Origin of the sequence: Klebsiella sp. Shm-1, from assembly GCF_040804525.1 — a bacterium.
In the GTDB taxonomy this organism is placed as follows: Bacteria; Pseudomonadota; Gammaproteobacteria; order Enterobacterales; family Enterobacteriaceae; genus Klebsiella; species Klebsiella pneumoniae.
The window spans coordinates 87,372-100,877 of sequence record NZ_CP161823.1; the positions used below are offsets into that span (position 1 = coordinate 87,372).

Annotated in this window: 9 protein-coding genes and 1 tRNA gene; 3 read left to right on the forward strand and 7 right to left on the reverse strand. The window is 58.4% G+C overall.

Annotated features, from left to right (window positions below; translation table 11 throughout):
- The 3 genes from AB1E37_RS00450 to AB1E37_RS00460 all read right to left on the reverse strand — a co-directional run bounded on the left by AB1E37_RS00450 (position 1) and on the right by AB1E37_RS00460 (position 1,849).
- Entirely contained in the window at positions 1 to 1,008 is a 1,008-nt protein-coding gene (locus tag AB1E37_RS00450) for a zinc-binding alcohol dehydrogenase family protein (RefSeq protein ID WP_004901456.1), read from the reverse strand.
- 112 nt (positions 1,009 to 1,120) lie between these two features.
- On the reverse strand, positions 1,121 to 1,588 hold the full coding sequence (locus AB1E37_RS00455) for a DUF3237 domain-containing protein (protein ID WP_004901452.1): 468 nt from the start codon (positions 1,586 to 1,588) through the stop codon (positions 1,121 to 1,123).
- A gap of 166 nt (positions 1,589 to 1,754) precedes the next feature.
- Positions 1,755 to 1,849: transfer RNA gene (locus AB1E37_RS00460), tRNA-Sec, on the reverse strand.
- 292 nt (positions 1,850 to 2,141) lie between these two features.
- Between AB1E37_RS00460 and AB1E37_RS00465 the strand changes: the two genes are divergently transcribed.
- The 3 genes from AB1E37_RS00465 (at position 2,142) to AB1E37_RS00475 (ending at position 6,745) form a co-directional block, all read left to right on the forward strand.
- Positions 2,142 to 3,536 carry a glycoside-pentoside-hexuronide family transporter gene (locus tag AB1E37_RS00465; protein ID WP_004901448.1) on the forward strand — a complete coding sequence of 465 codons (1,395 nt, stop codon included), beginning with the start codon at positions 2,142 to 2,144 and terminating at the stop codon, positions 3,534 to 3,536.
- 12 nt (positions 3,537 to 3,548) lie between these two features.
- Positions 3,549 to 5,867 carry an alpha-xylosidase gene (gene yicI / locus AB1E37_RS00470; protein ID WP_004901445.1) on the forward strand — a complete coding sequence of 773 codons (2,319 nt, stop codon included), beginning with the start codon at positions 3,549 to 3,551 and terminating at the stop codon, positions 5,865 to 5,867.
- A 155-nt stretch (positions 5,868 to 6,022) separates the two neighbouring features.
- A complete protein-coding gene (locus AB1E37_RS00475) occupies positions 6,023 to 6,745 on the forward strand; it encodes a MurR/RpiR family transcriptional regulator (RefSeq protein WP_004173889.1) in 723 nt (240 codons plus the stop codon).
- Between the two features lie 46 nt (positions 6,746 to 6,791).
- Here AB1E37_RS00475 and AB1E37_RS00480 read toward each other — a convergent pair whose 3' ends face one another.
- From AB1E37_RS00480 to AB1E37_RS00495, 4 genes are all read right to left on the reverse strand, one after another.
- Positions 6,792 to 8,171 (reverse strand): glycoside hydrolase, encoded by a 1,380-nt coding sequence (locus tag AB1E37_RS00480; RefSeq protein ID WP_032447945.1) that lies wholly within the window; start codon positions 8,169 to 8,171, stop codon positions 6,792 to 6,794.
- A gap of 12 nt (positions 8,172 to 8,183) precedes the next feature.
- Positions 8,184 to 9,743, reverse strand: coding sequence for a PTS transporter subunit EIIC (locus AB1E37_RS00485; RefSeq protein WP_002922953.1), 1,560 nt, complete (start codon positions 9,741 to 9,743; stop codon positions 8,184 to 8,186).
- A gap of 245 nt (positions 9,744 to 9,988) precedes the next feature.
- The gene (locus AB1E37_RS00490; RefSeq protein WP_004901441.1) at positions 9,989 to 11,704 is read right to left on the reverse strand and encodes an AsmA family protein; all 1,716 of its coding nucleotides are present in this window, start codon (positions 11,702 to 11,704) and stop codon (positions 9,989 to 9,991) included.
- A gap of 140 nt (positions 11,705 to 11,844) precedes the next feature.
- Positions 11,845 to 13,236 (reverse strand): NCS2 family protein, encoded by a 1,392-nt coding sequence (locus AB1E37_RS00495; protein ID WP_004150226.1) that lies wholly within the window; start codon positions 13,234 to 13,236, stop codon positions 11,845 to 11,847.
- Between the last annotated feature and the right edge of the window lie 270 nt (positions 13,237 to 13,506).

Consider the following 13,506-nt stretch of genomic DNA (forward strand, 5'->3'; position numbering starts at 1 on the left):
TTAAAACCCCTCCAGCACGATCTTGCCGACGGCGCGTCCGGTTTCCAGCTGGCGATGCGCTTTCTGCAGATTGGCGGCGGTGATGGCGCCGTAGTGTTCGCCAAGGGTGGTTTTGATAGTGTGGTTGTCGATCAGCGCCGCCACGCGGTTGAGCAGCTGATGCTGGGCGATCATATCATCCGTCTCAAACATTGAACGGGTGAACATAAATTCCCAGTGCAGGGACAGGCTTTTCGCTTTCAGCGGCACCACGTCCAGGGTCTCCGGGTCATCAATCAGCGCCAGCTTGCCCTGCGGGGCGAGGGCGTCGATCAGCGCGTTGAAGTGCTGCTCGGTATTGGTCAGGCTGGCGACATGGGTTACCGACGTGATACCAATGCGCGCCAGCTCGTCGGCGAGCGGCTTGCTGTGATCGATCACATGGTGCGCGCCCGCCTCGCGGACCCACTGCTGGCTCTCGGGACGCGAGGCGGTGCCGATCACCGTCATGGCGGTCAGTTTACTGGCCAGCTGGGTCAGGATAGACCCCACGCCGCCCGCCGCGCCGACGATTAGCAGCGTGTCGCCCGCATTGCCGCCTTCCTCAACGCCGAGACGGTGAAACAGCAGCTCCCAGGCGGTGATCGCCGTCAGCGGCAGCGCGGCGGCGGAGGCATTATCGAGGGTGCGCGGTTTGTGCGCTACCAGGCGCTCATCCACCAGCTGATATTCACTGTTGCTGCCGGCCCGGCCCAGCGCGCCGGCGTACCAGACCTCGTCCCCGGGCGCGAACAGCGTCACTTCCTCACCGACGGACTGCACCACGCCAACGGCGTCCCAGCCCAGCACCCGCGGCGTGTCGCCCTGAAAGCCGGCGCGCACTTTGGTGTCTACCGGATTGACCGAGATAGCCTTCACAGCGACCAGCAGATCACGCCCGTGGGCGGTGGGGATCGGCAGGTCGATCTCGGTTAAAGAAGGGATGTTGTTGCCGTCAGCGGCGGCTTGAGTAATGGCGATAGCTTTCATAACTGCTCCGGTCTGTGATTCGGGTGAATGAAAAGATGGAGCCATCGTAGACCGCTGCCGGGAGGGGAAAAACGGGCTAACGGCAATAACAGTTATATGCAGAAAGTGAAAATCAGCCCACCTGATAGAAGTCGAGCATCACCCCATCCTGGGTCCGGCCACCGGCGCAGATAAACAGCGAGGTGGTTAGCCAGCTGAGCGCGGGAGCATCCACCTCAAAGGTGGGCACGGTGCGAAAATAGATGGCTTCTGGCGGAATATCGCTAAAAAAGCGCATATCGTCGGCGAAAAGCTGGTCATGATACTGGGCCGGCACCCGGCGGATGCCATTGTTTTCCACATAGACCGTGCCTTCCGCCACCTGCAGGGCATAGCGGGCGGACAGCCTGCAGGTGCCGTCGGGTTCGATTATCTGGCTGTCGACGCCGCCGGGCAGCACTTGGCCGCGAAGTTGACCCGAGACGCTGCCGCCGACAATCGGGATCAGCTGGCGCTTACCGGTCTGCGGGCTGCGGGAGACGATTATCGGTTTATCAACCTGGATGGTAATGGAAAAACAGTGTCTGAGTTCGGGGGTCATTATGGCTCTCCTGTTTCGGTTGGTAACGGCACGCGGCCACCGCGCCAGTGTAACGGGTTTGCGAGAGACAAAATAACGCAGGGTTTGGATGAAAATGATTGGCTGGGATGATGAGTTTGGGGGGCTCAGGTTGGTATGGCGTGGCTTTGGGAGAGCAGAGGCAAACTGGCGGAAGATCACAGGAGTTGAACCTGCCCGGGACCGCTGGCGGCCCCAACTGGATTTGAAGTCCAGCCACCTCACCGGAGATGACGATCTTCCGCGCCTCGATTGCTACATGGAGGCGGGGCGCATTATAGCTACTTTCAGCCGTTTACCACATACCTAAACGCACTTTTTTACTGTTAAAACTGGACTTTACAGAACAGTCCTGGACAAATCCTCACAAAATCCGTGAGTTACACTTTTTCACTCCCTGATTCCCTACCACGATCACAGAAAACAAGAAACGTAATCTGATAACGAGATATCGCAATTCATCTTAGTGCGACAAAGGTTTACAAAAACCGTAACCGGTACCAACCCTCGGTGCCGCTAAGGGAATAGTGCGCATATGAAAGATCACATTTTGTCCGTCAAAGAGAAAATTGGTTATGGCATGGGTGATGCCGCCAGCCACATTATTTTTGATAACGTCATGTTGTACATGATGTTTTTTTACACCGATATTTTTGGTATCCCCGCCGGCTTTGTCGGCACCATGTTCCTGCTGGCGCGCGCGCTGGACGCGATTTCCGACCCGTGTATGGGTCTGCTTGCCGACCGTACCCGCAGCCGCTGGGGTAAGTTCCGCCCATGGATCCTCTTCGGCGCTATCCCGTTCGGCCTCGTCTGCGTGCTGGCCTACAGCTCGCCGGATTTAAGCCCCAACGGCAAGCTGATCTACGCCGCCGTGACCTACACGCTGCTGACCCTGCTCTACACCGTAGTGAATATCCCCTACTGCGCGCTCGGCGGCGTGATCACCGACAACCCGACGCAGCGCATCTCGCTGCAGTCCTGGCGCTTCGTGCTGGCGACGGCGGGGGGCATGCTCTCCACCGTGCTGATGATGCCGCTGGTCAACTTTATCGGCGGCGAAGATAAAGCGCTCGGCTTCCAGGGCGGCATTGCGGTGCTCTCGGTGGTCGCCTTCCTGATGCTGGCCTTCTGTTTTTTCACCACCAAAGAGCGTGTCGAAGCGCCGCCGAGCAGTACTTCGATGCGTGAAGACCTGCGTGATATCTGGCGCAATGACCAGTGGCGGGTGGTCGGCGTGCTCACCATCCTCAATATCCTCGCGGTCTGCGTTCGCGGCGGCGCGATGATGTATTACACCACCTGGATCATGGGCTCGGCGGCGCTGTTCACCGCCTTCCTCACGACCTACTGCGTCGGCAACCTGATTGGCTCGGCGCTGGCGAAACCGCTGACCGACTGGAAATGCAAAGTCAGCGTCTTCTGGTGGACCAACGCCCTCCTGGCGGTGCTCAGCGTGGCGATGTTCTTCGTACCGATGGACGCCGAAATCACCATGTTTGTCTTTATCTTCGTCATTGGCGTACTGCACCAGCTGGTGACGCCAATCCAGTGGGTAATGATGTCCGACACCGTCGACTACGGCGAATGGTGTAACGGCAAACGCCTGACCGGCATCAGCTTCGCCGGCACCCTGTTTGTGCTCAAGCTGGGGCTGGCGCTGGGCGGCGCGCTGATCGGCTGGATGCTGGCCGGCGGCGGCTATGATGCCGCCGCTAAAACCCAGAACAGCGCCACCCTCACCATCATTATCGCCTTGTTCACCCTCGTTCCGGCGGTGTGCTACCTGCTGAGCGCGGTGATCGCCAAACGCTACTACACGCTGAAAACGCCGTTCCTGAAAAAAATGATGGCCGAGCTGGCCGAGGGCGCGCGTCGCAACGAACAAGATTTCACCGCCGCCCCGATCGACAAAGAATGGCAAAACTAAGAGGACGTTTTAATGAAAATCAGTGATGGAAACTGGCTCATTCAACCAGGGCTCAACCTGATCCAACCCGTACAGGTTTACGAGGTGGAGCAGCAGGGGAATGAAATGGTGGTCTATGCCGCGCCGCGCGATGTCCGCGAACGCGCCTGGCAGCTGGATACGCCATTGTTCACCCTGCGCTTTTTCTCGCCGCAGGAAGGGATAATCGGCGTGCGTATGGAGCACTTCCAGGGCGCGCTGGATAACGGCCCGCACTATCCGCTGAACGTGCAGAAAGACGTCCATGTCGAAATAGAAAATACGGCCGGGTTCGCCGAGCTGAAAAGCGGCAGCCTCAGCGTGCGGGTGACTAAAGGCGAATTCTGGGCGCTGGATTTTCTGCGCGACGGCCTGCGTATCACCGGTAGCCAGCTAAAAAACAACGGCTACGTGCAGGATAGTAAGACCCAGCGCAACTACATGTTTGAGCGCCTCGACCTCGGCGTCGGCGAAACCGTCTACGGCCTCGGCGAGCGCTTTACCGCCCTGGTGCGCAACGGCCAGACGGTAGAAACCTGGAACGAGGACGGCGGCACCAGCACCGAGCAATCCTACAAAAATATCCCGTTCTATCTGACCAACCGCGGCTACGGCGTGCTGGTCAACCATCCGCAGCGCGTCTCCTTCGAGGTGGGCTCGGAGAAAGTCTCTAAAGTCCAGTTCAGCGTTGAAGGCGAATACCTTGAGTACTTCGTCATCGACGGCCCGACGCCGAAAGCGGTGCTTAACCGCTATACGCAGTTCACCGGCCGCCCGGCGCTGCCGCCGGCATGGTCGTTTGGTCTGTGGCTGACGACCTCGTTCACCACCAACTATGACGAAGCGACGGTGAATAGCTTCATCGACGGTATGGCTGAGCGCCATCTGCCGCTGCACGTCTTCCACTTCGACTGCTTCTGGATGAAGGCCTTCCAGTGGTGCGATTTTGAATGGGATCCGCAGACCTTCCCGGACCCGGAAGGGATGATCAAGCGCCTGAAGGCGAAAGGGCTGAAGGTCTGCGTGTGGATCAACCCGTACATCGGTCAGCGCTCGCCGGTGTTCAAGGAGCTGAAAGAGAAGGGTTATCTGCTGAAGCGCCCGGACGGTTCGCTGTGGCAGTGGGATAAGTGGCAGCCGGGGCTGGCGATTTATGACTTCACCAATCCGGAAGCCCGCCAGTGGTATGCCGACAAACTAAAAGGCCTGGTGGCGATGGGGGTCGATTGCTTCAAGACCGACTTTGGCGAGCGTATCCCGACCGACGTCCAGTGGTTTGATGGTTCCGATCCGCAGAAAATGCACAACCACTACGCCTTCATCTATAACGAGCTGGTGTGGAAGGTGCTGAAAGAGACCGTCGGCGAGCAGGAGGCGGTGCTGTTCGCCCGCTCCGCCTCGGTGGGCGCGCAGCAGTTCCCGGTGCACTGGGGCGGCGACTGCTACGCCAACTACGAATCGATGGCGGAAAGCCTGCGCGGCGGGCTGTCGATCGGCATGTCCGGCTTCGGTTTCTGGAGTCACGATATCGGCGGTTTCGAAAACACCGCGCCGGCCCACGTCTACAAGCGCTGGTGCGCCTTCGGTCTGCTCTCCAGCCACAGCCGCCTGCACGGCAGCAAATCCTATCGGGTGCCATGGGCCTACGATGACGAGTCCTGCGACGTGGTGCGCCACTTCACGCAGCTGAAATGCCGCATGATGCCGTATCTCTATCGTCAGGCGGCGCTGGCCAACGAGTGCGGCACGCCGATGCTGCGCGCGATGCTGCTCGAGTTCCCGGACGATCCGGCCTGCGACTATCTCGACCGCCAGTATATGCTGGGCGATTCGGTCCTGGTGGCGCCGGTGTTCTCCGAGGCCGGCGAAGTGCAGTTTTATCTGCCGGAAGGGCACTGGACGCATCTGTGGCATAACGATGAATTGCCGGGTAGCCGCTGGCATAAGCAGCATCACGATGCGCTGAGCCTGCCGGTCTACGTTCGCGACAACAGCCTGCTGGCGCTGGGCAACAATGACCAGAAGCCGGATTACGCCTGGCATGAGGGCACCGCCTTCCAGCTGTTCCACCTTGAGGATGGACGCGAGGCACGCTGTGACGTTCCGGCGGCAGACGGCTCGACGATCTTCACCCTGAAGGCCAGGCGCCAGGGTAACGCCATCGCTGTGAGCGGCGAAGGCGAGGCCCGCGGCTGGACGCTGTGTCTGCGCAATATCCCGCAGGTCGCGGGCGTGCAGGGCGGTACGCAGACCGGTAGCGAACTGGGCGTGGTGGTGAGCGCCGAGGGTAATACGCTGACGATTACGTTGTAAATAGGTTAACAGCAGCAGCCCTCTTCGCCAGGCGGAGAGGGTTTTTTTATTCCATTTTTGTACAAAAAGTAACGTTCATTTCATTGTGGTGACTCAGGCCGCAGACGCGGTTGTCGAACGGTGTTAGCGTATTCTGCCGCTGAGAGGAGCCCGCCATGGACGTAGAAAATATCTTTCGTGACGTGAAGCTAAGCAAAACGGAAATGACCGTGCTGCGCTTTATTCAGAACGACCCGGAGCAGTGTATCCGCCAGGGAGTTCGCGCTGTGGCTGAACAGTGCTACAGCAACCCCTCTTCCCTGGTCCGGCTGGCAAAGAAACTGAAGTTCAGCGGCTGGCTGGAGCTGGTCTATTTCATCAAGTTCAATATCACCATGCCGAAGCTCGATGTCACCAACGATATCGACTACATGAGCGTTCAGCCGGAAGAAGCGCTGACGCCGCTGCTGGCAAGCCTTAAACAGCAGCGCATCCTGATCCACGGCAGCGGCTTTTCACAGCTGATCGCCCAGTATATTTACAACAAGTTTCTCGTCACCGGCGTGAATGCCAGCCTGGCGCTGTGGCCCGATTACGAAATCCTCGAACAGAAAAACGCCGCCTGCTTCGACTCCATCTGGATCATTTCTAAATCCGGGCGCAGCAGCTCGGCGCTCAACTGGGTTAAGGCCCTGGAGGGGAAGGAGATTAATCTGGTCTGCTTTACCGGCGACTACCAAAGCCCGCTGGCGCAGGCCGCGGATACGGCGTTTATTATTCACGACCCGCAGAAGTTCGATGATGATATTTACTGGAGCAACCCGTTTTTCGGCTACTGCATCTTAGGCTTTGAGCGACTATTGAAGATGTGGTTTACCAGTCTACGTAGCAATAGTTAGCCCCCGCTAAGCGCGGTGCGAGCGGGGGAATCCCATCGGCAGCGGATTACCGCCAGGCGGCGAACTGCTCATCGTCGAGATAGGCTTCGATCAGGGTTTTCGCCAGTGAATAGGAACCGATCAGCGGATGCGCCATCAGCGCCCGCACCGCCAGCGATTTATCCTGCTGCAGGATCGCCGCCACCGCCAGCCGCTCATACTCCTTCACGCAGGCAATCATATTCTTCTGCGCTGTCGGCACCTTCACCGGCGTCACCGGCTTGAGGCCATCCCGGCTCAGGTCGCAGCTGATCTCGATCACGTCGTCCGGGCGCAAAAAGTCGAGCGTGCCATTATTCTGGATCGACACCACGATCCGCTTAGTGGTGGTGCTGTTCACCGCTTCCAGGATATCCAGCGCCACTCCGGCATAGCCGCCGGTGTCCGGCTCTTCGATAAACTGGCGCAGCGTCAGCGGTTCGCGGGTGTGGAATTTCTCCTGCCGGGATTCGTTCTGCATATAGCTGTTTTCCCGGCGCAGATAATGCTGCATCCAGATGGTGAAGGCGGCCTCCGGTTGCGTTCTGGCATCCACGGTGCGCAGCGCCTCGCGCATCTCCTGATTGATGCGGGCGATCTGCTCTCCGCGCGTCTCGCCGGCCCCCTGAATCGCCTTCAGCGCCTCGTCGCGATAGTAGTAATAATAGAGATATTCATTGAGGAGCTGATTATCGCAAAGCCGTACCAGCTCCGGGGAGAAGTACTGCATCGCCGTCTTCTGGTACAGTTCCGGGCTGGCGATCAGCCGTTCGGTCACCTCTTCCCCACGGACGGTGAAGTGGGTAAACCAGGAGAAATGGTTCAGCCCATAGCATTCCACGCTGAGGTCGCGCTCCTCACAGCCAAGGATCGCCGGCAGTTCACGAATCAGCTCGGAGGGGGCATCGCAGATCCCATAGACCCGGCGCTTAAAGCCGGACTTAATAATCGCTTCCGTCACCAGACCTGACGGGTTGGTAAAGTTAAACAGAATAGCGTCTTCGGCGGCATGTTCTTCGATCAGCCGGCAATAGCGAAGGATCGCCGGGATCGAGCGCATGGCCATCGCGAAACCGCCGGCGCCGGTGGTCTCCTGGCCGAGAGTGTTATGCTCAAGCGCAATACGTTCGTCGCGAATGCGGCTTTCATCGCCGCCAACCCGCAGGGTGGTAATGATATAGTTGGCGTCCTGCAGGGCTGCGACCGGGTCGGTGGTGGTACTAAACTGAATATCCGGGCGAATGGTATTAAATACATAGCGGGCAATTTCGCCAAATATCGCCAGATTATCAGCAGAGTTATCGAGAAAAACGACTTCTGTTAAACCAATGCGGTGAGCGTTATAGGCCAGAGATTTCGCTAAAAATGCAGAGCGAACGCCGCCCCCGCCTAATACGGTTAATTTCATAAATACTCCTCATTAATTTTCTGCTAACCAGTTATCAACCCGGGAACGTACCTGTCCCACTTTGACGCCATAAATAACCTGAACTTCATTTCGATTGCGTACGACGCCGTTGGCGCCGGTATTTTTTAATTGCGTGTCATCAACCCGCGCCATATCGCGCACGGCCACGCGCAGGCGAGTAAAACAATTATCGACGGAGAGAATATTCTCCTTGCCCCCGAGGCCGCGGATAATGTCATCGGTGACCGACTGCGGTTGCGCGACTTTCTGGCGGTACTCTGCTTTGCTGTAGAGCTTCACGTTCTCGTCATCTTCCCGGCCCGGCGTTTTCAGGTTCAGCTTCACCACCAGGGTGCGGAAAATCACGTAGTAGACGGCGAACTGGCCGATACCGATAAGGACATAGCCCGGCCAGCGCGTTAAGGAGACCGGCAGCGGCAGGTTATAGATCAGAAACTCGATCAGGCCCGATGCACCCCAGGGACGTACGGTGAAGATGTCGCAAATGGCCTGCGAGGCGGCGGTTAACGTCGCGTGGATCACCCACAGCAGCGGCGAGACAAATAAGAAGGTGAACTCAATCGGTTCGGTGATGCCGGTCAGCATCGAGGTGATAATCGCCGGCAGCAGAATCGCCTTCGCCATCGCTTTCTTCTCCGGTTTCGCGGTGTGGTAGAACGCCAGCGAGGCGCCCGCCAGGCCGAAGATGGTGGTCATCCCTTGCTGCGAAAAACGTAATGCGTCGTTCATGACCGGCGTCAGGTCGGGATGGCGCATATAGGCGAGGAATATGGCCTGGGTGCCGGAGACCACCTGACCATCCACGTTCAGCGTGCCGCCAATCTGGGTGAGCTGGAAGGGGGACCAGACGAAATGGTGCAGGCCGGTGGGGATAAGGAATTTTTCAAAGAAACCATAGACGAAGACCCCGGCGACCCCGGCATTTTTCATAAAACCGGTGAGGGCGGAGATGCCGTGGGTCATAAAGGGCCAAATCCAGGTAAAGGCGATGGCGTAGAAGATAACCACCGGCGTCATCGCCACCAGCGTCAGCTTGGCGCCGCCGTACATCGACAGCGCGCCAGGCAGCTCAATGGCAGAGACTTTATTGTGCACCCACGCAATCGTGCAGCCGAGAATAATGCCCAGGAAAACGCCCATATCCACCACCACAAAGCCCAGCAGCTGGGTTTGCCCGGTGCCATAATATTCACCGTTAATTTTTTCGGCGAGTCCATGGGTGTGTTCCAGCCAGGAGTGGTTGGCGCCAAGAAACATAATAAAGCACATCACTGAAACCAGTGCGACTTCGGTTTTTTTATCCTTTGCCAGGCCATAGCTGATGCCGACGCAAAATAATAAGCCGAGGTTGCCAAATAAAGGCCAAAAGGTGTCGCCGAGCATTTGCCCAAGCTGATGTAAGAAACTGGTTTCAGCAATTAATGTCGGATTAGTTAATACTGAACTGAGGGCCAGAATTAAGCCAATGACCGGCAAGAACAATACGGCGCCGATCATGGCCCGGGAGAATTTTTGCATATTCTCCAGAATACGCTGACGTATTTCAGGCATGATTGATCCTTTTATATTTTTGTAGGTACAGGGAGCGGTTTTTTATCGACTTCCAGTGATTTGGTTATAGCAACTCTGATATTTGAAAGGAACCTGTTGCGCTAAATAGGTACAGATAGCCGCGTATTGCACACAGGTTTCAGGACTCGCACCCCAACTCTCTCCCTGAAAGGGAGAGAGTTGTCAGAGTGGAGTTTTGCCGGGAAGCAATCCCTCTCCCCATAGAGGAGAGGGAATGGGCATCGCTATGGGGTGACGGGAGTGGGCGCTGGCGCGGCGGGGGCGGGGCTGACCTCGCCGTTGCGCATGATTTGCGCCACCTGCTGTTTCTCCATATTCACGGCGCTGAGCTGCCCGTTGACCGTCGGTTTGAGCGGGGCATCGGCCTGCACGCTGCCGCTGGCGGTCAGCTGGAGATTGCCATCCCCGCTTATAGGTAGCGACGGCCAGCCCCAGGCCTGCAGAATATTCAGCGGCACGCCGCGGCCGCTGAAGCTCAGATTGACCTGGCGCTGCGGCAGCTGGGATACCGCGGCGGTGGCCTGCAAAATGCCGCGCTCGGTGAAGGCGCTAAGCTCAGTGATATTGACCGTCGAGGCTGTGGCGTTCAGTTTGAGTGATGGGCGGCGCACGTCGATCCGGTTGAAAGTCGCCGCCGCGGCGTTCAGCGTCGCGCTGCCGTTCCATACTCCCCAGCTACCGTTTTTCACCAGCTGTAGCTCGCCGCCATAGCCATCGAGGGCGGTAATTTGCCACGGGAAAGCAGGGTCCACATCGATGATCAGATTGCGGCTGGCGCTGAATTTTTTCAGCGTCAGGCTTTGCAGCCAGGCTGGCAGCGGCGTCATCCACAGCTGTTTCCAGTTCGCCGGCAGCGTGTACTCCAGTCCGGCGAAAGCGGTATCGTCGAGCACCAGGGCGTTCCCGGCGCGCAGCCAGTTGCCGGAGGTGCGCACCATGCCGCCCTCCCAGCGCGAGGAGAACTGGCGCAGCGCAATGCCCTGGGGAGAGAATTCGGCATTGAGGATCGGGTCGAAAAGATGCAGCGAGCCGTAGATAAATTCGCTGGCGTTCATCGACAGCGTGCCGTCCTCACTCTGCCAGCCGCCGTGGCTAAGGGTCAGGTTGCGCAGGCTCAGGTCGAGGTCGGTTACCGCCCAGTCCGGTCCCTGCAGGCGGGCGTCGGTGATGTCCAGGCGGCCAATCTGCAGAGAGGGGACCGTGGTTAACGGCGCGAAAAACTCGGCCAGCGAGGCGGGGCTCTGCAGTCGAATCTCGTTGAGCTGGAGGTTATCCACCCGCCAGCTGCCATCGGCGCTGCGTTTGGCATTGCCGGTTAAGGTGCCGCGGGCGACATCGGCGCCGAGGGTGGAGAGGGTGACCTCGCCCTGATCAATCTTACCCTGAATCAGAACGTTGCTGGCTTCGACGCCATTGAGCGTCATCGAGCCCGCGCTCATCTGGATCTGCGCCGTTTTCCCCAGCACATTGCCCGCCTCCGGCGTCCATGGGCTGACGCCGCCGGTGACGCGCTGCGCGCTGAGCGCCCAGCCGGTTTCCGGGCTGTTGAAAGCCATATTGCGCAACATCAGCCGGTCGGCAGCGAACGGCAGGTCTGCAGAGTGGGGTGACAGATTCAGAGTGCCGTCGTTAAGGACTATCTCATCCGCATGCAGCGGATCGCTAAACTGGCGGGTGCTGAAGCCAATGTCGACCGTTTTTGCCACCAAAGTGGCAGGCTTGCCTTCCCGACCAAAGGTGACGTTTCGCAACTGCACATGAAGGGGGGAGGAGAAATCGTGCTCCATCTCATCGAAGGAGACCTGCCAGCCGGTGCCATTGCTGAGCCAGGCGCTGGCCTGGCGGGCGCCCCAGTGGGTTTGCAGCAGGAACCACGCGCCAATAATGACGAGCAGCAGAGCGACTAGCAGCCAGAGAATCAGCTTTCCAAGAAATTTCATGGTCTTCCATTCTGTGAGATGCACATCACCGTGTTATGCCCGATTTAGGCGCACTTCTCAAGGCAGGCGTGGTTTATTTCCGTGATGGGGCAGGTGGTTGGAGGACGTCCCGGCCGATGCGCGACCGGGAACGCATGAGATCACGCCTTTTCTGGCGGGAAAATTAAATTCAGAACAATCGCCGTGATACCGCCGGCGGCAATCCCGGAGGAAAGCAGGTTTTTCAGCCAGTCCGGGGCGAACTGCAGGATCAGCGGCTGCTGCGACACGCCGAGGCCTACCGCCAGCGACAGAGCGATAATCAGGATCGCCCGACGGTTCAGCGGTTCACGGGAGACGATGCGCACGCCGGACGCGGCGATGGTGCCGAACATCACCAGCGTGGCGCCGCCGAGCACCGGCTCAGGGATGTGCTGCACGAAGCCGCTCACCGCCGGGAACAGGCCGAGGACGATCAGCATCAGGGCGACCACAAAGCCGACGTAGCGGCTGGCGACCCCGGTCAGCTGGATCACGCCGTTGTTCTGGCCGAAGCAGGAGTTCGGGAAAGTATTGAAGACCGCGGAAACGAAGGAGTTCAGGCCGTTAGCCAGCACGCCGCCTTTCAGGCGCTTCATATACAGCGGACCCGAGACCGGCTGTTCGGAGACGTCGGAGGTGGCGGTGATATCGCCGATGGTTTCCAGGGAGGTGATCATAAACACCAGCATCAGGGGCAGCAGCAGACTCCAGTCGATGCCGAGGCCATAATAGAGCGGCGTCGGGACGGTGATGAGGCTGCTGTTGGTCGGGGCGGTGTTGGCTGGCAGCATATCCAGGAACCACGCCGCCAGATAACCGGCAGCCATGGCAATCACTAGCGAGGCGATGCGCAGGTACGGGTTGCGCTGGCGGTTGAGGATAATAATCAGCGCCAGCACGATACCCGCCAGCAGCAGATTTTTCGGCGCACCAAAGGTGTGGTCGGCCATCGCCGCGTAGCCGCCGCCGATGGAAGTCAATCCGACCTGAATCAGCGACAGGCCGATAATCATCACCACCACGCCGGAAACCAGCGGGGTAATGATACGGCGCGCCAGGTGCAGGACCCGGGAGAGGACCATTTCGGTGCAGCTGGCCAGCATCAGGGTGCCGAAGAGGGCGGCCATCATGGTGGGGACGTCGGCGCCGCCGGTTTTCAAGGCGGTACCGCCCATGATCAGCGGGGCGACAAAGTTGAAGCTGGTGCCCTGGATGGAGAGCAGTCCGGAGCCGACCGGGCCCCAGGCTTTGATCTGAATAATAGAGGCGACGCCGGAGGCGAACAGCGACATGCTGATGATATGTTGGGTATCTTGCGCCGGGAGACCGAGAGCCTGGCAGATTAACAGCGCCGGGGTGATCACCGCGACAAACATCGCCAGCAGGTGCTGGAAGGCGGCGAACAGGGTTTGCGGTAGCGGCGGGCGATCTTCGAGGCGGTAGATTAATTCGCTGGCTGGTTTATGCGCAACCGGTTGCGCATTTTCTGACTCTGCGGTGTTAACGGACATCACAAGCAATCCCAAGGTGGCAAAGCGGGAATTTTATCGGACTGTAGACCAAAAGCAAACGTTTGCCAGCGTTTGCTCATAAAAATTTATACCGTGAATATGCGCAACGAGATAATTAACATTTTGTATGCTAAATCGCATCATTCATGATACAAAATATCTTTTTCTGTCAATTTTTCCGCCGTTCTGCGTAAAATCCCCCTCTGACTCCTCATGATGAGAAGCTAAAGACACCAGGAATATCGTCGCGTGTGAATGGATCATGCGCCC

Coding starts and splice junctions, on each gene's coding strand:
- AB1E37_RS00450 (WP_004901456.1), bottom strand. CDS start 1,008: ATGAAAGCTATCGCCATTACTCAAGCCGCCGCTGACGGCAACAACATC.
- AB1E37_RS00455 (WP_004901452.1), bottom strand. CDS start 1,588: ATGACCCCCGAACTCAGACACTGTTTTTCCATTACCATCCAGGTTGAT.
- AB1E37_RS00465 (WP_004901448.1), top strand. CDS start 2,142: ATGAAAGATCACATTTTGTCCGTCAAAGAGAAAATTGGTTATGGCATG.
- yicI (WP_004901445.1), top strand. CDS start 3,549: ATGAAAATCAGTGATGGAAACTGGCTCATTCAACCAGGGCTCAACCTG.
- AB1E37_RS00475 (WP_004173889.1), top strand. CDS start 6,023: ATGGACGTAGAAAATATCTTTCGTGACGTGAAGCTAAGCAAAACGGAA.
- AB1E37_RS00480 (WP_032447945.1), bottom strand. CDS start 8,171: ATGAAATTAACCGTATTAGGCGGGGGCGGCGTTCGCTCTGCATTTTTA.
- AB1E37_RS00485 (WP_002922953.1), bottom strand. CDS start 9,743: ATGCCTGAAATACGTCAGCGTATTCTGGAGAATATGCAAAAATTCTCC.
- AB1E37_RS00490 (WP_004901441.1), bottom strand. CDS start 11,704: ATGAAATTTCTTGGAAAGCTGATTCTCTGGCTGCTAGTCGCTCTGCTG.
- AB1E37_RS00495 (WP_004150226.1), bottom strand. CDS start 13,236: ATGTCCGTTAACACCGCAGAGTCAGAAAATGCGCAACCGGTTGCGCAT.